Origin of the sequence: Paenibacillus sp. OV219 (genome assembly GCF_900110075.1) — a bacterium.
Lineage (GTDB): Bacteria > Bacillota > Bacilli > Paenibacillales > Paenibacillaceae > Paenibacillus_Z.
This window is the reverse complement of record NZ_FOCJ01000010.1, coordinates 91656-113481: the sequence shown is the minus strand read 5'-3', so window position 1 is coordinate 113481 and position 21826 is coordinate 91656. Positions and strand designations below refer to the sequence as shown.

Annotated in this window: 17 protein-coding genes and 1 pseudogene; 7 read left to right on the top strand and 11 right to left on the bottom strand. The window is 50.9% G+C overall.

All coding sequences use genetic code 11. From position 1 onward, the window contains the following. The first annotated feature begins 497 nt into the window (after positions 1-497). Entirely contained in the window at positions 498-1061 is a 564-nt protein-coding gene (gene ahpC, locus BMY11_RS22500; RefSeq protein WP_090581594.1) for an alkyl hydroperoxide reductase subunit C, read from the top strand. A gap of 13 nt (positions 1062-1074) precedes the next feature. Further along, the gene (gene ahpF, locus BMY11_RS22495; RefSeq protein WP_090581592.1) at positions 1075-2607 is read left to right on the top strand and encodes an alkyl hydroperoxide reductase subunit F; all 1533 of its coding nucleotides are present in this window, start codon (positions 1075-1077) and stop codon (positions 2605-2607) included. Between the two features lie 81 nt (positions 2608-2688). Here ahpF and BMY11_RS22490 read toward each other — a convergent pair whose 3' ends face one another. Together BMY11_RS22490 and BMY11_RS22485 are read right to left on the bottom strand one after the other, a co-directional pair. After that, complete coding sequence (locus BMY11_RS22490) at positions 2689-3564, bottom strand: phytanoyl-CoA dioxygenase family protein (protein ID WP_177182774.1); 876 nt, start codon at positions 3562-3564, stop codon at positions 2689-2691. Positions 3565-3634: 70 nt separating this feature from the next. Continuing rightward, positions 3635-4468, bottom strand: a complete 834-nt coding sequence (locus BMY11_RS22485) for a helix-turn-helix transcriptional regulator (RefSeq protein ID WP_177182773.1) — start codon at positions 4466-4468, stop codon at positions 3635-3637. A 181-nt stretch (positions 4469-4649) separates the two neighbouring features. Here BMY11_RS22485 and BMY11_RS22480 point away from each other — a divergent pair, with 181 nt between their 5' ends. The 3 genes from BMY11_RS22480 to melA are packed head-to-tail and all read left to right on the top strand — an operon-like array spanning position 4650 to position 8299. Next, positions 4650-5741, top strand: a complete 1092-nt coding sequence (locus BMY11_RS22480; RefSeq protein WP_090581586.1) for an FG-GAP repeat domain-containing protein — start codon at positions 4650-4652, stop codon at positions 5739-5741. Positions 5742-5746: 5 nt separating this feature from the next. Further along, a complete protein-coding gene (locus BMY11_RS22475; protein ID WP_090581583.1) occupies positions 5747-6826 on the top strand; it encodes a Gfo/Idh/MocA family protein in 1080 nt (359 codons plus the stop codon). A gap of 60 nt (positions 6827-6886) precedes the next feature. Continuing rightward, a complete protein-coding gene (gene melA, locus BMY11_RS22470) occupies positions 6887-8299 on the top strand; it encodes an alpha-galactosidase (RefSeq protein ID WP_090581581.1) in 1413 nt (470 codons plus the stop codon). Positions 8300-8538: 239 nt separating this feature from the next. On the opposite strand, the gene BMY11_RS22465 is transcribed toward melA, so the two are convergent. Continuing rightward, positions 8539-10035 (bottom strand): aminoacyl-histidine dipeptidase, encoded by a 1497-nt coding sequence (locus tag BMY11_RS22465; protein ID WP_256217711.1) that lies wholly within the window; start codon positions 10033-10035, stop codon positions 8539-8541. A gap of 92 nt (positions 10036-10127) precedes the next feature. Further along, complete coding sequence (locus tag BMY11_RS22460) at positions 10128-12998, bottom strand: S-layer homology domain-containing protein (protein WP_090581579.1); 2871 nt, start codon at positions 12996-12998, stop codon at positions 10128-10130. Positions 12999-13484: 486 nt separating this feature from the next. Here BMY11_RS22460 and BMY11_RS22455 point away from each other — a divergent pair, with 486 nt between their 5' ends. Beyond that, complete coding sequence (locus BMY11_RS22455; RefSeq protein ID WP_090581577.1) at positions 13485-14441, top strand: aldo/keto reductase; 957 nt, start codon at positions 13485-13487, stop codon at positions 14439-14441. Between the two features lie 39 nt (positions 14442-14480). Next, on the top strand, positions 14481-15338 hold the full coding sequence (locus BMY11_RS22450) for an aldo/keto reductase (protein ID WP_090581575.1): 858 nt from the start codon (positions 14481-14483) through the stop codon (positions 15336-15338). Positions 15339-15399: 61 nt separating this feature from the next. On the opposite strand, the gene BMY11_RS22445 is transcribed toward BMY11_RS22450, so the two are convergent. From BMY11_RS22445 to BMY11_RS22420, 7 genes and pseudogenes are all read right to left on the bottom strand, one after another. Continuing rightward, positions 15400-15714 (bottom strand): winged helix-turn-helix transcriptional regulator, encoded by a 315-nt coding sequence (locus BMY11_RS22445; RefSeq protein ID WP_090581573.1) that lies wholly within the window; start codon positions 15712-15714, stop codon positions 15400-15402. Positions 15715-15836: 122 nt separating this feature from the next. Next, positions 15837-16106: a YiaA/YiaB family inner membrane protein gene (locus BMY11_RS29455; protein WP_256217715.1), complete on the bottom strand. Its 270-nt coding sequence runs from the start codon at positions 16104-16106 to the stop codon at positions 15837-15839. Between the two features lie 30 nt (positions 16107-16136). Continuing rightward, positions 16137-16274, bottom strand: a pseudogene (locus BMY11_RS29450) (YiaA/YiaB family inner membrane protein); the annotation flags it as partial. Between the two features lie 229 nt (positions 16275-16503). Continuing rightward, complete coding sequence (locus BMY11_RS22435) at positions 16504-17826, bottom strand: glycosyl hydrolase family 28 protein (protein WP_090581571.1); 1323 nt, start codon at positions 17824-17826, stop codon at positions 16504-16506. 114 nt (positions 17827-17940) lie between these two features. Next, the gene (locus BMY11_RS22430) at positions 17941-18738 is read right to left on the bottom strand and encodes a P-loop NTPase family protein (protein ID WP_090581569.1); all 798 of its coding nucleotides are present in this window, start codon (positions 18736-18738) and stop codon (positions 17941-17943) included. Between the two features lie 343 nt (positions 18739-19081). Continuing rightward, positions 19082-20809: a type 2 periplasmic-binding domain-containing protein gene (locus tag BMY11_RS22425; RefSeq protein ID WP_090581567.1), complete on the bottom strand. Its 1728-nt coding sequence runs from the start codon at positions 20807-20809 to the stop codon at positions 19082-19084. A gap of 63 nt (positions 20810-20872) precedes the next feature. Continuing rightward, positions 20873-21787 carry a carbohydrate ABC transporter permease gene (locus tag BMY11_RS22420; protein WP_090581564.1) on the bottom strand — a complete coding sequence of 305 codons (915 nt, stop codon included), beginning with the start codon at positions 21785-21787 and terminating at the stop codon, positions 20873-20875. Positions 21788-21826 lie beyond the last annotated feature (39 nt).

The window sequence follows — 21826 nt, the reverse complement described above, 5'->3', positions numbered from 1 at the left end:
TCCACTAGTTAGACAACTGAGGGTGGATGAAAGTTCCATTTTTCGAGAAAAATAATTAAGGATTACCATGGGCGGCAATCCTTTTACGAGTTGCGCGAGGATCATGCGCCCCCCTAGCGGTATAACTGTAAATATCCACTTATTTACTTTACTTCGCGCTTAAAGTGATAAAATAACTGCAAATATCCACTTATTTCTGTGAATTTTAGCATCATAAGGGCAAATTGCGTTAAATAACTGTACTTTTGCACTTATTTCATAGGAATTGGGCCAAACTCAGCAAAATAAGTGGCTTTTTGCAGTTATTTGATTCGGCGCCCCCCCACATCCAAAGTTCAACATTCCATCCTTGTCCGACATTGACATATTAACGGTCTTAATTGAAAATAGTTATCAATTGGAAGCGGAAATGAGTTGACAAACTTAACGTTGAGAACTATTATCAATTTATAATAATTATAAATTAATATTCATTCCACAGGAGGAACACACACATCATGTCACTCATCGGAAAAGAAGTACTCCCCTTTCAATCGCAAGCTTTCCAAAACGGCCATTTCATCGAAGTAACAGAAGCGAATTTCAAAGGACAATGGAGCGTTGTATGCTTCTACCCAGCTGACTTCACATTCGTTTGCCCAACGGAGCTCGGCGATTTGCAAGATCAATACGCAGCATTGAAATCGCTTGGCGTTGAGGTTTATTCCGTTTCGACGGATACCCACTTCACGCACAAAGCATGGCACGACCATTCGGATACGATCGGGATAATCGAATATATTATGATCGGTGACCCGTCACATACCATTTCTCGCCATTTCGATGTGCTCATTGAAGAAGAAGGACTAGCTGACCGCGGCACCTTCATCATCGATCCAGACGGCGTCGTTCAAACGGTTGAAATTACTGCAGGCGGCATCGGCCGCGATGCTAGCACGCTCGTGAACAAAATTAAAGCAGCCCAATACGTCCGGAACAATCCAGGCGAGGTTTGCCCTGCCAAATGGCAGGAAGGCGCTTCTACGCTTAAACCTGGTCTCGATCTCGTCGGGAAGATATAAGGGGTGAATGGACATGGTATTAGATCAGGAAATTAAGGCACAATTAAACCAATACCTTGGCTTGATGGAAGGCGACGTGCTGATCAAGGTCAGTGCAGGCGACGATCAAGTGTCGCAACAGATGCTTGAGCTGACGGACGCTTTTGCAAGCATGACTTCCCGGATTAAGATTGAGAAAGCGGATTTGCCAAGAACACCGAGCTTTAGCGTGAACCGTCCAGGCGAGGACACAGGTATCGTGTTCGCAGGCGTACCGCTTGGCCATGAATTTACGTCCTTGGTGCTCGCACTGCTGCAAGTCAGCGGCAGAGCCCCTAAAGTCGAGCAGGACGTGATCGATCGAATCAAGAACGTCCAAGGCGAATACCGTTTCGAGACGTACATCAGCTTAAGCTGCCATAACTGCCCTGACGTCGTGCAGGCGCTGAACCTGATGAGCGTCCTTAATCCCGGCATTTCGCATACGATGATCGACGGCTCGGTATACAAAGCGGAAGTCGAGCGTAACAACATCATGGCGGTTCCGTCCGTGTTTCTGAATGGTGAATTTTTCGGCGGCGGCCGCATGACGATTGACGAGATTTTGATCAAAATGGGGATGAAACGGGACGACTCCGCATTGTTCAACAAGGAGCCTTACGACGTGCTCGTTGTAGGAGGCGGACCAGCAGGCGCAAGTGCCGCTATCTACTCCGCGCGTAAAGGAATTCGCACAGGTATCGTAGCGGACCGTTTCGGCGGGCAAGTCGTCGATACAGTTGGCATCGAGAACTTCATCGGCGTGAAATATACCGAAGGGCCAAAGCTCGCGGCAAGTCTTGAGGAGCATGTGAAGGAGTATAACGTCGATGTGATGAAGCTGCAGCGCGCGTCACGCCTCGAGAAGAACGGGGAGTTCGTCGAGGTTGAGCTCGAGAATGGCGCCTTGCTGAAGAGCAAGACCGTTATTCTATCTACAGGCGCTCGCTGGCGCAATATCGGCGTTCCGGGCGAAGAAGAGTTCAAGAATAAAGGCGTCGCTTATTGCCCGCATTGCGACGGACCGTTATACGCTGGCAAGCGCGTAGCCGTTGTCGGCGGAGGCAATTCCGGCGTCGAGGCTGCTATCGATCTCGCAGGCATCTGCAGCCATGTTACCATCCTGGCATCATCTCCCGAATTGAAGGCAGACGCGGTACTGCAGGATCGCTTATACAGTCTTCCGAACGTCACGGTGCTTAAGAACGTGCAATCGAAAGAAATTACAGGAACGGACAAAGTTAACGGCATTACTTATACGGAACGCGGAACGGGTGCCGAGAAGCATGTCGAGCTAGAAGGCGTATTCGTCCAGATCGGACTTGTCCCGAACACCGAATGGCTTGGCGATGACATCGCGCGGTTGAACTCCGGTGAAATTATCGTGGATAAGCGCGGGGCAACGAGCATGCCAGGCGTATTTGCCGGCGGCGATTGCACGGACAGCCCGTACAATCAAATCATTATTTCGATGGGCTCGGGCGCAACCGCAGCGCTAAGTGCCTTTGATTATCTCATTCGCCATTAATAACTAGACTTCAAGCCGCCTGCATCGTTGCAGGCGGCTTTTTGCCGCAATAGGGATCATAACTGCATATCTCCACTTATACTATGCCTGTCCCTCATGCTCCGCCCGCCCCGCCAGCCAATCCGCAAGCGTCGCGGCACGCTCTGGAAACTTCGTGCTCTTCGCCAGAAACCCGGTCCCATGCTGCGGCATCGGATCTTGATCCGTCGACTGGTAGCGAAGGTCGACACTCCACCGAACATGGTCGGAGTTGTTCGGCGTCGACATGTGCAGCACCCGGTCATTGAACAGAATCGCAGTGCCAGCCTTTACCGGCAGCGCGACCGTCTTGCGTGAACCGAGCTGATGCTCATGCAGCGCTGTGTAGCTTGTTCCGCTGTAAGCCTCCGAATGCCACTCCAGCAGCTTCGTGTTCTGTGTGCGGGGCTTGATGTGCAGGCAGCCATTTTCGAGAGTCGCATCGACAAAAGAAATCCACACCGTTATAACCGGATTGGCATTCGAGTCCGGCCAATACGATTTATCTTGATGCCATGGCACGGCTCCGGCTGCGACACGAGGCACTTTCGGGCGGGTGTTGTATACGGGACTCGCGAAGATCTCCTCTCCGATGAAGGACTCCACGGCATCGATGATTTTGGGATTGCTGAGGAGATGAAAGTAGCCTGGGGTCCGGTTTCGCCAGCTGCGCCCGAACTTCAAGAAGTGATGATCTGTGAGTCCGTCGAACAGCTTCGCCAGCCGATATTTGAGCGGTTCGTTCGTAAGCTTATCTGTAATGAGCCCCTGCTCGAACAGCGCGTCGGCAATCGTGGACACCTCATCCATCATCGCCTGCCGGGGCGACTCCATATCATCATCATTTAGCAAATCTTCCAGAACCAAATAGCCATCGCGATTGTATTGCAACAGCTGCTCATCTGATAAACTCCCACGCGTCGCACGGTGAAATGCCATCAACGATACCCCCATAGCATATAGTCCTTCCTGTTCCTTACGTGTCAACTGTATGTTCGCTTGCCTGCCGTCAGTCCACTGTCCCTTCCCGATATTTCCTCGGCGTCACGCCACTCACCTTCATAAACACATTGTAGAACGACGGCTCGCTCTGGTATCCCACGATCTCCGCAATCTCCTTCACCTGAAGACTCGTCGTGCGCAAGTACCGCTTTGCCGCCTCAATACGGCAGTAGATGAGGAACTGAATCGGACTGACGCCAACCAATTCTTTGAATAGATGAGCCAGATGATACTTATTCAAGTACGTCTCCTCCGCGAGTGTATCCAGCGTAAGCGGCGCACTATAGTTCTCCTCAATGATCCGCTTCGCTTTCCACACCGCCTCCTTCGCTGGGAAACGCGACCGCTGCGCCTCATCGCCATAGTGAGCAATACGAGCCAGCTTGGCGAAAATAATGCCGAGATAGTGACTCGCAATCATCTGCGCCTCTGGCTCAAACTTGTCAGATTCCGCGATCGTGTCGCGCATCAGCTTGCGGATGACGGGAAGCTGATCATGCAGCTGGATAATCGGCAAGCGATCCCGGCTGAGGAAGAAATCCCGCTCCAGCTCCCCGATTTGCAAGCCCGTAAACCCGATATAGGTGCAGCGAAAAGGATGCTTCGTCGACTGCTCCCTATGCCATATCCCGCGATGGTAGAAAAGCATGGAACCAGCCCCTGCGGTATAGCTTCGTCCGTCAATTTCAAATTCGCCTTCGCCTTCCTCAATCAGCAGTATTTCGCTGTTCGCGTCATGCTTATGCAGTTCTAGGTTGAACCGGCTGTCACCCCCTGCCATATCGAACGAGCCGCCCGCTATATAGATCGGCTGCCCACGAAACAATGTCGAATCCGCCAAAGCTAGACCTCCTCTCATCATCGCAAGAATGAATAGTTTTTTGCCCAAGTTCACTTATTGTCTCTTGCTTCTGCATGACATACGCTTTAATGGAGAGCGCTTGCATCTTGTTATGCCTAGCATAATTGAGCAAGGCTAGTAAGTACAACATTAAATAGTTTCGGATCGGAGCGTGTAATCATTGCTGCAATTTAAGAAGAGACAGCTATCCGAGGAGAAATACGAGGCTTGCGCTGTGTTCGATGTGAACGGAGACGGCATTCCGGATATTGTGAGCGGCGCTTACTGGTATGAGGGACCTGACTATGCGAACAAACATTTTATATGCGATGTAATGGAAATTTCCGAGTACCATGATGACTTCTCCGACTACCCGATGGATGTTGACGGCGACGGTCGGCTCGACATTATTACGGGCGCTTGGTGGGGCGAGACGCTGCGCTGGCGGCGCAATCCGGGCGATGCGTCGACCGCTTGGGAGACGTTCGACATTGACAAATGCGGTAGTATCGAGACGATTCGTTATTACGATATCGACGGCTGCGGCGTACCTGAGATTTTTCCGAATACACCGGGAGAGCCGCAGGCGTTCTATAAACTCGTTCGGGATGCGGACGGCAAAGGCACGGGCCAGTTCAAGAAATTCGTCATCAGCGAAGGTGCGAGCGGACATGGCATGGGCTTCGTGGATGTGACCGGCAACGGGCGCATGGACGTTATTCTAAGCGGCGGATGGCTCGAACAACCGGAAGATCCACTTACCGGCGGACTGTGGACATTCCATCCGGAATTCTCGCTCGGCAGCGCAAGCGTGCCGATTCTTGGGCATGACGTAAACGGCGATGGCCTGATGGATATGATCGTCGGGCAAGCGCATGATTACGGGCTGCACTGGTACGAGCAAGGCCGCGCTGCGGACGGATCGCGAACATGGACGAAGCACGAAATCGACATGAGTGGCTCCCAGTTCCATGACCTGTGGCTCGTGGATCTCGACCAAGACGGCGAGCTTGAGCTTATTACGGGCAAGCGGTACCGTGCCCACAACGACGGCGATCCGGGAGCTCATGACCCGATTGGCATCTACTATTACAAGCTGGATGGATGCCAGTTTAAGAAGCATATCATTGATTTTGGCCCTGCTGGCGAGGCTTCCGGCGCAGGGATTTATTTCTGGGTACAGGACTTGACCGGCAACGGCTATCCAGACATTGTCGCGCCAGGCAAGGACGGACTCTATCTATTTGAAAATTTAGGCAAAAGAGAGGGTTAGTGACGATGAGCAAATTACGAATTGGTTTTGTTGGCGGCGGCGGTATGGGGCAGATGGCTCACCTGAGCAACTATGCGGTGCTCACGGATCTATGCGAAGTCGTCGCACTTGCTGAAGTGCGTCCGGAATCCGCGAAGCTCGTGGCAACGCGGTATGGAATTCCCCAGGTATATAACAACCATCTGGAGCTGATTGCGAATGCAAATGTGGATGCGATTGTGGCACCGCAGCAGTATCGCCACCATCCTGCGCTTATCCCGGACATTCTGCGAGCAGGTATTCCAGTCTTCACGGAGAAGCCGCTTTGCTTAACGGTTGAGGCCGGACGCGAGTTGGTCCGCATTAGCGAAGAGACGGGCACGCTCCACATGGTTGGCTACCATAAGCGCTCCGATCCAGCGATGGAACGCGCCAAGAAGGAAGTAGACGCTTGGCGGGCAAGCGGCGACTATGGCAAGCTGCGCAGCATTCGTGTTACGATGCCTCCGGGTGATTGGGTTGCTGGAGCGGATAAACCACTTAGCGCGAATGAGCCGTACCCTGCTCTGACGCTGGAGCAAGGGCCGTCCGATTATACCGAGCAGCAGACGCGCGAGCTGGATACTTTCGTGAACTACTACATTCATCAAGTGAACGCGATTCGCTTCTTCCTCGGCGGCGAGAATTATAAGCTGACCTTCGGTGACCGCGAAGGCGTGCTGCTTGTTGGCGAGAGCGACAGCGGCATTACCGTAACGCTAGAGATGGCGCCGTACTCGAACTCCATTGAATGGCATGAACAAGTGCTCGTCTCATTCGAAAAAGGCTTCGTCCGCGTCGACCTCCCTGCTCCGCTCGTTCGCCAGCAATCAGGTAAGCTAGCGATCTACAAGGACAATCCAGATATCGCGCCGCCGGAGATCGTGCAGCCAATCATGCCTAACGTATCCGCAATGCGTAATCAAGCGATTAACTTCATCGCAGCCGTGAAGGGTGAACGCCCTGCGCCGTGTACGTCGAAGGAGGCGCTGGAGGATCTGATCCTCGCCCGCTCGTACATCGACTTCATGTCGCGGACGTATTGGGAGCAGCCGGCAAAGGCTTAGGAAGCGCGGCGGCTCGCGGAGAGCGAAGAACGCGCAAAAACATTGAAGGAGCGTGTACCTATGCGAAAAATTGCGATTATCGGAGCAGGAAGCATCGTTTTTTGCAAAACTTTAATTCTCGATATTATGGCTACCAAGGAGCTCGAAGACACGGAATTTGTCCTGATGGCACCGTCGACGTCGAAGACGACGCAGGTGAAAGCTTTTGCCGACAAAGTGATTGCCCACAACGGACTGAAGTCGAAGGTGACGATCACGACAGACCGCCGCGAAGCGCTGCGCGATGCGAACTACGTCATCGCTTCCTTCCAGATTGGCGGAGTCGACTTGTTTGAGAAGGACTACAAAATCCCGCTCTCCTACGGCGTTGACCAATGTATCGGCGATACGCTCGGACCAGGCGGCGTGTTCCGTGCGCTGCGCAGCATTCCGATCATTCTCGATTTGGCCCGCGATATGGAAGAGCTATGCCCGGAAGCAACGCTGCTGAACTACGTCAATCCGATGGCGATGATCTGCTGGGCGCTTGGCGAGACGAAGATCAAGTATGTCGGGCTGTGCCACGGTGTGCAGACGACGCTCGACCTCATCTCCGGCTATGTAGGCGTACCGAAGCATGAGATCGACTACGTCTCCGCAGGCATTAACCATATGGGCTGGTTCACGAAGCTGACGCATAAAGGGCAAGATCTTTACCCGATTCTGCGTGAGAAGTTCGAGGAGCCGGAATTCTACATCAATGAGAAGGTCCGCGGTGAAGTGTTCCGCCACTTCGGCTATTTCATGACCGAGTCGACCGGACATCTATCCGAATACGTGCCATGGTTCCGCAGCAGCCAGCAAGCGCTCGATCTCTACTGCGACGAGCCGTCCTTCGGCGGCGAGAGCGGCGCGTACTACAAGTGGTGCACTTATGTCGCCGATAAGTACAAGGAGAAAGATGTGCTTGCGGATGAATCCGCCGAGCTACCACCACGCAGCGTGGAGTACTGCGCTTATATTATCGAAGCGCTCGAAACAGGCCGCACCTTCAAGTTCAGCGGCAACCTGCGCAACAACGGCATGATCTCAAACCTGCCGGAAGATTGCTGCGCAGAAGGTCTTGTCTTTGCAGATCGTAATGGCCTGCATCGCACCATCAACGGCGACTTGCCGCCGCAGTGCGCGGCACTCAATATGACAAACATTAACGTACAGCGCCTTACTGTACTGGCGGCGAAGTCGGGCGACCCTGAGACGGTCGTGCAAGCAATCGCGCTCGACCCGCTCACGTCCTCCGTGCTGACGCTGAAGCAAATCCGCGACATGGTAACGGAGATGCTCGTTGCCCAGCAGGAATACCTGCCACAATTCGAGGGCAGACTCCCTCGTCCAACGCCAACGATCCAAATCCCGGCGAACGTCCAGCGCGCCGAAGTGCCGATCGATCCGGCGCTCGCCGTCTATTCGCGGTTCGGGGAACTCGCGAAGTAAACGGTTTATGTTGTTCACAGTCCTGCTGCAGCTCGCCATTTTTTGGCGGTGCGGCGGGGCTTTTTTCTTGTATTGTCAGGTGGTAAACGGCGACTTCAGGCGGGGCCAGATTTGCCGCTATTGCCTCTGCCTTTAGCGCTGAGTTCCTCGGTCACCCGTCCGCAAACCGCCACACCACCAACCAACAAAACAACAACAAAAAAAGCGCGAGGACCTATTGCCCCCGCGCGCTCTCCAACCTATTTCAATTCACGCATAACGTCCTGCAAGAACTCCCACGTCCGCTCCACAGAGGAGATCGACAGATGCTCCTCCGGCGTGTGGAAATTGTACATGTTCGGACCGTAGGATATGGCGTCGAGATGCGGCATTTTCTCAATGAGGACGCCGCATTCGAGTCCCGCATGGATCGCCTTAACCTGAAGCGGCTTGCCGTACTTGCGTGCGTATACCGCTTCGAACACCTCGCGAAGCTTCGAATCCGACCGGTATGGCCAGCCCGGAAAATAATGATCATGCCGGAACGTCACGCCCACCGCTTCCGCGAGCGTCTCCATCCCCTGCAGCACCGCATCCAGCTGAGAACGGTGCGAGCTGCGCACAAGGCTCTCGAACACAACTTCGTCCTCTTTCATCGAAATCACACCGATATTCGTCGACGTCCGTACGAGATTCTCGATCGCCTTGTTCATGCTGAGCACGCCGTTTGGCATAAGCGCTAGCAAGCGGATTACAAGCAGCTTCGTCTCCTCCGACAGCCAACGCGGCACAGCCGCAGTCCCAGCCGTACCTTCAGCCGCCCCAATCGCAGCAATCGTCACTTTCACGCCTGGGTCCGCAGCTTCGAACTCATCCTTATAAGTCTGGTTCCATTCTGCAATACGCGCCTCAGCAGCCGCCAGCTCCTCCGCCGTCAGACGCACAATCGCCTCGGACTCGCGCGGAATTGCGTTCACCTTCATGCCACCGGCAACGCTCACCAGGTCAAAAGCGACATGGCGCCGCAGATCGTCCAGCACACGGCCGACCAGCTTATTCGCATTGCCACGCTCGCGGATAATATCGTCGCCAGAGTGACCGCCAATCAAGCCTTCCACCGCAATGGCATACGCCGAACGGTCGTCCGTTGCCTCTCCGCTCTTCCATACAATCGGCACCATATGGAACACCGATGCTCCGCCGGCGCTGCTTACGAACACAACGCCTTCGCGGTCGGAATCAAAGTTGATCATCATTTGCCCACTCAGCTTGGAAGCATCAATATTTTCCGCTCCCGCCATACTCGTCTCTTCTTCCGTCGTCAGCAAAATCTCCAGCGCCGGATGCGCCATCTCCGCCGAGTCCATCAGAGCCATCGAGAACGCAACGCCGATGCCGTTATCGGCACCAAGCGTCGTATCCTGCGCATAGATCATATCCCCGTCAAGCTTGAAGCGGATCGGATCCTTGGTGAAGTCGTGCTGCGTCGATTTATTTTTCTCACAAACCATGTCCAAATGGCCTTGAAAAATAACCGCCGGCGCCTGCTCGTACCCTTTCGCGGCCGGCTTCTTAATAATGAGATTATATCGTTCATCCTGAATCGCCGTGCAGCCGCGCTCCTTCGCAAACTGCGCCACGTAATCGCTGATCGCTTTCTCGTTGCCCGATCCCCGCGGAATCTTCGACAATTCCTCGAAGAATTGCAGCACCTTACAATCACCCATATATACCTTGCTTGCCTGTTCTTTACTCACAATTGCATCCTCCTAAAACCCAGCCTTCTAGGTTCAACTTGCTATACGCAAGTAGTGTACATCATGCCAGCAGCGAAAATCCAGTTTCCATGTTAGTTAGAGGAGACACTTACCGTCACATCATACCCGCCATAATTGTTGCCATAGTAACCCGGATCATCATTATACATGAGCAGCAGCACGCCATCAGCAGGTACAGTAAAGGTCTGGTTCGTACCGAGCACAATTGGACCGCTCAGTGAACCGTCCGACATCTGGATAACGCCTACCAATGTGCCAATTGGCGCTATGCTGACCATTGCCATACTATCCATTTTCGGACTAAGCCTATCCGCGCTGGATGAGAGGAATTGATAACCGTCTGCATCGGTAAAGTACGAGTCGAATCCACTGTAATATCCAATGCCTGTCGCCGTAACGTTGACCGTCTGCCCTTTCGCGAGTGTAATGCCCGTGTTGGTATAGCCGCTTTGAGATGGATCTTGGGATGCTGAGACAGACACCTTCTGCGACTGACTCGTCTTATCGAATTTAACGGTAATGGAGCCTTGATTATCTGCAAAATAGCCCGGGTCATCGCTGATCTCGAGGAACAAATCCATATCCTCACTTGCGGTTATTGTCATGCTTTCCCCGCCGACAAAGAACTTCGTCTCCGCACCGGAGGCCGTTCTCGTCTTGCCGATTAATGCGCCCCAAGGATGATCCGGCACTTCACTTCGGCTCTTGGAGGCGAGCGTCTGATCAATCGCTAACGGATAACCATTTGCGTCGCACCAGAACGTATCCCCTTGGCCCGGCCAAATATTCCATTTGCCATCAACCGCCGTAAGGGTTACTTGCTCGCCTTTGTTCAGATGCAGCATGTTTTGCCATTCCAGATTGGCGACGACTGTCTTCTGCAACGAAGCCTGCCCTGACGGGGTATCACCGCCTGTATCAGGCTTGTCAGAGTCAGTTGGCTCAGCCGGCTTTTCGTCGCTGTCCGTCTTATCCGTGTCGTCGACTTTCGGCTGATCAGGCTTCTTGCAAGTATCTTCCGCAATGATCGGCTTCTTCAGATCAAGGATTGGAAAATCAAGCGTCAACACATGTGGAATCTTAATAAACGCCCCTGCATTTAAGTACCAATTGACCCCATAAATATAGCAAGCGAATGGTTCGCCGTCGGCATCTATACTGGACTCAGAAGGGTTAGCAGCATTAACTTCATCCGATACCGTCACTTTCCCTCCAGCAAAAACAGCGATTTTCCCTTCAATTCCCGCACCAAGTCTCAGACCTGCATTCGCGAATTGGAGAATCGAAGCCGCCATACTCATGTCCGGTCCTAAGCCTGCTCCAATCTGGCCGGCTCCCTTACCTACTGCTTCAATATTTTGCGAAAACTTCATAATCGGCTGATACTCACCATGGGATTTGACGAGTCCAACATCTCTTGTGAACGTTGCCGTCACTGTTTCCGTAATGCCCAAGGATGCGTCTGCCTTTACTTTCAGCTGCAGCGTCGCTTGAACGCCTACCGGTCCAGCTACAGGAACATAGAAGGTTGCGAGACTGATATCTTTCTCGAAAGTCAGGAAACTCGCTTTCGCATCAAAAACTCTTGTCACATCCGAGTTATTCGTGTATGTTGCGGACGCGCTGGCTTCACCCTTCAAACTAACCTCTACTTCAACCTTATCCGTTGACGCATATTCCAGTTGAAACGATTTTAGCCCTTTCCAAAAGGAATAATCGTAATCCAGCGTCACTTGAGGCTGGCCGATCAGCAGTTTACCAGAAAGCGCAATTTTGACCTTCGACTTATCGACTTCCCCTGCATAATCGTCCTTAAACTCAGGCTGAAACTCGAGTCCCTTAATTCCAATTTCAAAGCCTTCGGTTTTATTTTTTAGTGAAATCGTTGGCGAAGCCGCCACAGCAGGTTCTGGAATTTTATTGATCGTAATGCCTTCTGGAACGGAAGCAGGATCCAGATTAGCGAGCTGCATCTGCACCGTCTTCTGCACGTCGATCTGATCGATGACATCCTGGAATTCCGGTTCTTCCGTCTGCGCAACGATCTGCCCGTTCTCGGTTGCAACGGAAACAATGCGCTTCGCAACGCCGAACGGATAACCTTCCATCGCCGGCAGGACAACAAGCTCGCCTGCTTCAGGTATCTCTGCCGTATTGTCCAGTACGAGCTCGCCGTCTGACGACAACGACTTCACCTGCTGCGGATCAGTAATTTCCGTCACGCCCGATTGGTACGTCACCTCGTTCGCGGCATCCCGGTGCACCAAAGGCGTCGGCACATCCGGATCCTGCGACTTCAGTGCCGTATCGAGCATATTGATGAGCGCGATAGCGGACTGCGCACGCGTCAGCGTACCTGCCGGACGGAAGGTCTGATCTGGGAAGCCGGTGATGATCTTGGCTTCAACGATGGCACCGACCAGCTCGGGATGCGACTTGATGCTGGTTTTGTCCTTGAAATCCAGTGCCTTCTCGTTCGGATCCAGCTTCAATGCACGCGCGATCATAATCGCCATTTCGTTGCGTGTAATCGCCTGCGCCGGTTTGAAATTCGTGCCATACTCGCTCTTCACGAGCGTGCCTTCACGAAGAGCGGCTGCAATCGCCCCGCTCGACCAGCGGGATGCGGCGACATCTGCGAAAACAGCGCCAGTAGCTGACGCATCCTCCACCGAGTAGCCCAGCGTGTTCACCAGCATGGACACAAACTGCTCGCGGGTGACGTTCTGATTCGGGAGGAACTTGCCATCAGGATACCCTTTGATAATTGCCATCTCTGCCAATCTCTCAATCTGGCTTTGCGCCCAGTGCGCTTTGATGTCCGGGAATGTCGCTGTTGCTCCCGTGCTCTCTTCTGCGTGTACTAGCTGTTTGGTATCTGGAAATAGTTGAACTGCAAATACGAGTACGAATAGGGCTAAAAGCACACGCAAACTTCTCATTACTGAAACTCTCCTTCACATGTTATGTAAACTTGTACGTAACATTATAGACTAGGTAAAATTCCCTATCAATGAAAAATCTGACTCTAGTAGCAGGGATTTGAGCGAAGATGTTTCTTGGAACTACACGAAGCACTATTTATCGAGTATTATCACACGGACCGCCCCTACCAAGATGATGTCAATCGATGCTGGGGAAGTCTGGGGAGACAATTCAGTAAGAAAGCGGGATTCATGCGGCGCAGGTGGCGAAATTCTGGCGATGGCTTCTTCTTCTATTTGTAACCTTTAGGTAACTTAGTTAAGAAAAAGTGCGTCCTTCTCAAGAACGGGCCTTTACCCTATGATAGGGCGTAGAACCATTAATAGGCATGTAAGTCTTCAAAGATATGCCGTTCCACGGGTAAGAGAAGTTAGCTTCGCATAATGTAACTGCTCTTTCATTAAGGAGAGTACGGATGTTTGATTAACTTAGGAGGTTACATCATGCAAAAAAGAAAACTCGGTTTAACAACGATTGAAACTGCGCCAATTGTTCTAGGCGGCCATGGATTCATAGATTTTATGGGGAGGCCAAAACCGAGCATTGAAGAAGCAACTCAAGTTGTCTCCTTCTTAGCAGAACAGGGGTTAACTCATTTTGATTGTACATTTTCCTCTGAGAGACAGATTTACAGTGAAATACTGAAGAGAACAGGTCTCAGCAAGAAGCTGCTTCCTGTCATTTGGCACGGATGGCATGATCGGAATGAAAAAAGTGCAGAAGATATCGTCACCAATTTCAAGTATATACTCAATGAACTTGGATGTGAAAAAGCAGGTATGGTGATCTTTCATAATACCTGGCCTGAAGGGCCTGCTGTTGGAAATATTGAACAGCCCTATCCAGACTGGGTTTTTGATGGATTTCAAAGACTGAAAGAAGAAGGTCTTGCAGATGCAATTGGATGGGGTATGTTGTCCGGCGGCAGATTGTCAGAAGAATATTTATATCAAATCTGGGACCGTATTGATTTTATTGCACCGTATTGGAACTACTCCTTGCGCCGTCAGCAATTTATGGTCGAGTTTGCCCGCGAGCACGGGCTTGGGGTTTATGCTGTAGGCGCTTTTGCCAGAGGGGCTGTCTTCAAATGGCCAGGTGTAAAGCCAGATGAGTTGGTACGCCCTTGGCTGAAATGGATCTTCAGGGAGCCTTCCGTTTTCGCCACTTCCGTAAGTCTATCTACGATGCAAGAAGCGCGACTGACATTGGATGCTTGCGACGGAACACCGATGAGCGGAGAAGAAGCCTTGTACTTTCACCGCATGAATTTCCCCATTCAGATGGTCGATTATCGCATACAAAATGGAGAGCGAACTTTGCAAGGCTTTGAGATGATATCCCCTGAAGCACATGGCAGCAATATGATCAGCCATACCATGATCAAATGGAAAGATTAAATTGCCCTGATTAACCAACTCCGAAGGAGTGATACATAAATGGAATATAGAAGACTTGGACGAACGCAATTCAATGTTTCGTGTCTAGGATTTGGCGGCGCACCAATGGGGATTGACAATTATCTAGACGCCTATGATGCTGAAAAAAACGTGGATACGGTTATTGCCGCACTTCACGCGGCTATGGATAACGGGGTTAATTATATCGATACCGCCCCAGGTTACGGCAACGGACTGAGTGAACGAATCATAGGTCAAGCCATGAAAGATCGCCGGGAGCAGGCTTATATCGCGACAAAAGTTCCTTCGCATCTAGGTTACGATGAAGTGCTTCGTTCGGTCGATGATAGCTTGAGTCGGCTACAGTCCGATTATATTGATGTCATGCAATTTCATGGTGGGTATCTGAGAGAAGAAGAATACAAAAGACTGATCAATGATGGCCCTTTGGACGCCCTGAAAGAGTGTCAAAAACAAGGAAAAATACGTTTTATCGGAATTACGAACGAAGTTCCAGACCAAACACTGCTTTGGGCTGTTCAATCCGGACAATTTGATGTCGTGCAGGTCCGTTACAATCTGTTTTATCAGGGAGCAGCCGATCCCCTCATCTCCGAAGCCTCTAAGCATGATGTCGGAGTCGTCGTGATGAGGCCGTTGACTAGCCAATCGCTTTACCGATTCATGAAGCGCATTTCCCCGGAATCATTGGATAAGATTAACGTTCACCAGATTGCATTGGACTTCGTTCTTTCAAACCCTGACGTGTCTGTCGCGATATGCGGGATGCGAAACGAAGAGGAAGTAAGGAGTAATATCGGAGCGATTTCAAAACAGGAATGGCGTTGGGAATTCAAGCTCGATCGCGGCCAAGGCGGGGTTCAGTTTCCGAACTAAAACGCATATGCAAGAGGAGCTTGTTTACGACAGCTCCTCTTTTGTTATTCATTGAAGTTGGCTAAGCCCACTCGTTTCCCCATTTCTTCAACTCATGCAATATCCCGTTAAATGCCTCGCCTTTACGACTTAACCGATATTCGACGGTAGGCGGGACGGTCGCATAAACTTCCCGAATCACGACTTGATGCTCTTCCAGGTGCCGCAGTGTTTCCGTAAGCGATTTAGAACTGATTCCGTTAATTGAACTCTTGAGCTCGCTAAATCGTTTCATTCCATGAAAGAACAGCTCTCGAAGTACAAGGAAGGACCATTTGCCGCCTATTATTTGCAGTGATTTTTCGATCGAGCATTCATGCACTTCAGCATGATCCATAATACGGTTCCTCCTATGCATTGTTTATGGAAATGATCTATCTTCATTCTACTTCGGTCAAGAATCTCCTGCACGAAGGTCTATTTTCAATGAAAAATCGCCGTATTAGCGCGCCTTTTTTATTAGTTACGAACCTCAAAGCTCTCTTCCACCGCATCCACCCCGCTATGCAGCTTATCTTCCTCATTGTCGCGAATCGTCTTCTGCAGCACGAGACAGGACACAATCAGAAACGCGCCACCGATGGCGTAGTAACCTTTTACCGACAGCGGTTCTTCAAGATTGAAGACCCCGATATACTCCGCAAGAATTGCGAGGACGAAGCCAGCCCAAGAGAGGAATGTGAAAGCTGACGTATTTCTGCGGCGGTAACCTGCGTTGAATGTTTGCAGGAAGTTGTCTTCATCGTTGTCCCGCGCCACCTTCTGAAGCAGGAACGAGGTTACGATCAGCAGGATGGCTGATACTGCGTAGTAGCCTTGAACGGACAAAGCCTCCTTGAGCGTGTAAATCCCTCCAAATTCGAACCCACATGCCAGCACAAAAGCTGACCAAGCCATGAATGTATATGTCGGTGTGTTGCGGCGACGGTAAAATTGCATTCTATTGCGAAGCGGTGCCCCAGTTGCTGTTGCAGTTGCATTTGTATTTGTTGTCGAATCGGTCATCATCTAAAGTCCTCCCTTGCAGCCTCTCGCGGCTGCTTCGTTATGACTTTATTGTAAGGCCGACTCTGCAATCGCATAAGTACTATCTTCTCCTAGTACCTAGTCACAACGCCTACTGTGGTTATTGCTCGAACTTCACGTTTCGGCTGAGCTCGACTACCATTTTGGCTGCATTGGCACTTCTCAGCGGTTCGCCCAAATAGCTGATTCCGGAGAACGTAACACCGTCAATCATATGTGCACCGTCATAGCCGCGGATGATGGAGACCGGGAGCAACCCGCCCGTAATAACGATATTCTCGAAACGAATATTGCGAACCTGACCACGCTCCGTATCGCGGGAATACTGAGAAAATTGGATCTTAATATCGACCAGCTTCTCCTCCGAATCTTCGATGCGAATGTTGCTATACAGCACGTTCTCCACGACTGCACTGTCGCCGTTATGAATGGTGAAAGTCCCTCCTGATTCATACCCTTCGAACTGGCAGTGAATAATGTCGCAGTCGCTGAACTCGATGTCCGAGATAGTCTCGCAGCTTGTCTCGTAGCCAATTTCGAGCGCATTGCCCCATTCCGCATTGAAGAACACCGAGCGGCTCACCCGCACACGGCGCACATCGCGGCAGCCCGCTTCATGGAAGTAATCGACCGCCTTAATCGCGATGCAGTCATCCTTGGAGCGAACGAACACGTTCTCTATCGTCACATCCTCACAGCCGACGATATCAATACCATCACCTGTCCCTGCAAAAGTAAGCACGTTTACGTTCTCGATCCGCACATTCGAACAAGCCGTCGGTACGAGATGCCACGTCGGTCCATCCACGACGCTAATCCCTTCAATGGTAACTCCCGAGCAGCGCGCAGGCAGCAGCATCGCATGCTTCTTCGCCTCTTCATTCTCCCGCCACAGGGAGCCGTCAAGAATCCCTCTGCCACGAACCGTAATGTTCGATGCGCCGTCTGCCGTCACTCGGCCATGCACGACTGCTCCTTCTTCGATGTAAAGCGTCTCGCCATCCTGCAAACGAATTTCGCCAGCAAGATGTACTTCGCCGCCTTTGTAATAGTGAACTCCCTTGTCAGTAGGATCCGGACGCTCTGCTGTCTCCGGCGGATTAATCCAAATAAAGAGCGGCTCCCTGATGTCACCGTCAAACTCAACAGACAGTTTAGCCGGTGCTTCGACCTCGAAGCGAAGTACATTATCTGCTGCCTTTTCAGGCACAATGCCGTGGCGCAATGGCCGTACAATCGCTTGCTGGAAAGCATCGCTCGTCTCGATTTCAATTACGATTGTGCCTTCAGCCGACAACACGGCGTAGCCTGCGCCTTGGCACTGATATACAAAAACAGGCTGGCCACCAATACGAACCTGGTAGCGGTCTGATGGCTTGATGGATTTCGTTGGGAAGCTGGATTGGATCGTTGCTTGAATCATAATGCTGCACACTCCTTGTATGGATTATGGTTCTATTTTATCGAACCCACTGAGCGGCACGTTAGTGAAAATTGTTCTCGCAACTCCGAAAGTTGTCTCGTGAATAAGCCATTCTTACGATGGATATGAGAGGTGTTCCAGCATGTCATTGAAAACCCCATCCCAATCCCGATTTACATTATGAATCGTATAGGCCGGAAAAGGAAGCTGTTCAAGCAGCTTCAATTCAATCCGCTTGCGGTTCTCCATGAATCTAATACTATTTTCCGTGGCAAAATGAGGCTTTGAGCGTATCGTGGAAATCCAAACCTGCTGCTCCCGCACACTCGGCTGAGATAAATAAATTAGTATCGGGTCCAACGAGGTAATCCTGTCGGCGATACCACTAATGTGCTGCTCGATTTGCTCGTCGTCAGCTTTATAATGCCTCAGCAGATCATGAATCCGATGCTGAAGGAACACCGCTTCCAGCACGTAGATATCGTCAGTTGCGCTAACTCGCTCGGCGAATCGTAACCAATGTCGCTCGATTGCTTGGGTAAACTCCGACAACGAAGCTATCGGTGAATCCGTCCAGCATAGCTCGCGAGACTTTAGCTCGGCACGGAGCACTTTCGGCTCGTTAAATGCAATGACCTCTCGATAGGGAATCAAATAATGATGGCCATCTCTAATTACCCGCGAACGGATCTCGCCAGCCACGCCCGGATAGCGCCCCAGAAGCTCCGCATACTCCCCCTCCCGGAAGAAAGCATGCCAATTCAAGCTCACCGGATGCCCCTCGGCACCTTCATCATAGAAGTAAGAAGAGATACCTTGATGCAGCAAGTAACGATGCAGCCGTTCCGCTAACGTTGACTTACCCGTACCGCACAAGCCTTCGACCAATATTAACTTGCATTTCTTTTGCATGTAGGACTCTCCTTATAGGCCGATACTCTAGCCTCTCAAATCTCGTATGTTTCTCTGACGGTAATATCAATTTCACACCCTTGTTCATTTCTAGTAGGATTGTTTATTATCCTCCGTAAAGCAGGTGCAATTACCATTTCTAACCTCACTTCGGTACTACCAAACGGCAATGTTACTCTGGCTACGGTGCTGAGAGATCGTATATGCTCTCTCGCCATCCTTTAGCTCACTAGCTCGGGGTCCCTGTAGTACTCCCCGAAACGCAAAATAGACCAAGCCGCCAATACAAGCGGTCTGGTCTATTCTCTACTCTACTATTCCTTATGCTGCAATCAACCTCGTATTACCAACCGATATCATCGCGCGCTGCAGCTTTTTCGCCGACATAGCTAGCCATGTCCTCTACGCCTGCAGATTTAAACTTGTCTTGAATGCCGTGCAGAATCTTCAGCGCTTCGGCATCAGATTTCGCGTAGCAAGCTTTGCGGAATTCTTCGTCGAAGTTCAAGCTAGCCGTTTTATCGCGGAACTCTTGGTATTTAGGCCAATCTCTTTCCAGGTAAGTTGCGCTGACTTTGTCGATAATTTGGATCGGAAGTCTCTTCGAGTAGCTTGCTTCGAGTTTCTCCCATTGCGTCTTCTGGTCATCCGGGATCGGCCAAGTGACTTCAGAGGAGAAAGCGCCCATGAAGCTGCCGGAGAGGTAGTTGAGACCTTCGTCACGCTTCACATCCGGATTATCATCGAATTGCTTCTTCACATCTGCAACCCATTGCGGCTTGCTATCTGCTAGCGTATAATCTTTGCCTTCGATGCCCCAGTAAGCGAGCAGGCGGCCTTCGTCGCTGTTCAAGTAATCAATCAGACGCAGCGCTGCATCTGGATCTTTGATCTTCGCGCTCAAGAAGATAACCGGGAACCCGGAACGACCTGGCTTCTCTACTTGCGTTACAATGTTGCCACTCTTATTCTTCATTGGTCCAAGCAGCTCATATTGCATGTCTGGATTTGATTTGTAAAGCGTTTTTTGCAATTCGCCAATCATGCTTTGAGCGCCGAATACAGCCAGCTTGCCTGTAGCGAGCTTCTCATTCGCAGTCGTATCGGTATTGCTGAATGCCTCAGGGTCAAAGAGACCGTTTGTGATCAGCTTTCTCATATACAACAAGCGAGCTTCTTGGTCTTTGGATTGCGTCCAGTGGATAAGCTTGCCATCTTCCTCACGGAAGTCGGAAATGTTGTAATCAGACCAGCCGGATAGGAATTGGCTATAGTCCCATCCATTGTGCATCGTACCGGAAGGAATGACCGGCTTGCCGCTAATATCTTTGAAATCTCCAGACTTGATTTTCGTTAACAGATCTGCGAGCTTTTCTTCCGTGTCGATATCAGCAGCATTCACATTCAACGCTTTCAAAATATCTCCGCGAGCGTAGAGGCCGTAGTTCCAGTTATGAATACTCTCTGGAGTGCCGTCCGGCGTCTGCATAGGAATGACATATTGCTTGCCTTCAAGATCAGGACTATTCAGATCGAATTCTGCAAAGTCCTTCGCTACGCCTTGCGTCATCAGTTTCTTCACGTTCGGATATTTATCAAGATAAGGGGTTAAATCGAGAAGTTGGCCTTCCAAAGCCGCTTTCTTGATGACTTGTCCTTCCCCGCCTGTCGTCGACCAGTACGGCGCGTTTACGATATCCGGAACCGTATCCGAAGCGAAGATCGTGTTCAGTTTCTCAACTTCGCTTGTTGTGATCGATTCCAGCTTTAACGTTACGCCGGTTTTCTCTCTAACCGCTTTAGCAACCGGATTGTTTTCCTGATCCTGCGGGAATCCTGCTCCTCCGCCGTTCCAGGCACTTAAGAAGGATAATGTGGCCTCTTTAGGTGCAGATGAGTCGTTTGTCCCCGAGTTCGCGTTCGTGGAATTCGCGTTCGTCGAGTTAGCGGCTCCCGAGTTCGCATTCGTACTCGAATCATTGTTGTTTCCTCCACATGCCGTTACAGACAATGCAATCATCGGAATGGCAAGCGTCAAGCTAAGAGAACTTTTCAATCTGGTCTTACGCATTAGACAAGCCCCTTTCTTTTGCTAATTTTTTTATATATAAAAGGCACTGCCTCTTATACTCGGCTACTCCTTAAGCGAACCAACAAGCACGCCTTTAACAAAATACTTCTGAAGGAATGGATACACGCAGATGATCGGTGCCGTAATTATGATAACGAAGGTCATTCTGAGAGCCTCAGGCGTTACACCTCGCAGCGTCATCTGGTTTTGGTTCATGTTTTGAATGGCTGAGCCGCTGCTTGAGCCCGTCATGGACTGGAACGACGCTTCACTGATCATTTTGTTCAGGAATGTAGCTGCAGGCTGAAGATCTTGATTTTGAATAAAGAACTGCCCGGTAAACCAGTCGTTCCAGACGCCTACCCCGACAAACAGCGCGATGGTAGCCATTACCGGCATTGAAAGCGGGAGAATAATTCTCCAAAATACGCTTAACTCACTTGCGCCGTCGATCCGCGCCGATTCCGATAAGCCTAATGGAATTCCGTCGAAGAAGGTCTTCATAATAATCGCATTGAAAAAGCTATACAGCGACGGCAGGACGAGCACCCAGTACGTGTTCAGAATATGCAGCTCCCGGTACAGAATAAATGTCGGGATAAGTCCGCCGCTGAACAGCGTAGTGAAGAAGAAGAAGAAAACGATATATTTTCTTCCCGGCAAGCCTTTCCGTGAAAGCCCGTAGGCCAGCAGAGCCGTCAACATTGTTGAACCTACGGTTACAACAACCGTTCGGGAAATGGAAATCCAAAATGATTTCAAAATATGAGGGTTATGGAATGCTTTGGAGTAGTTCTCAAACGTACTGACCCTCGGGAAGAAGTAGATGCCGCCCTTCATGGCGTCATAGCCGTCATTGAATGATAGCGCTAGAAAATAGATAAAGGGATAGAGTGCCGTCAGGCAGAATATGAGCAGCAGCGAATAGTTCACTGTGGTATAGATTCTATCGGCAGCCGATAGTTTTCTCACACCCATACCTGCACCTCCTTAAGTTCAAATAATGAATTATGCCTG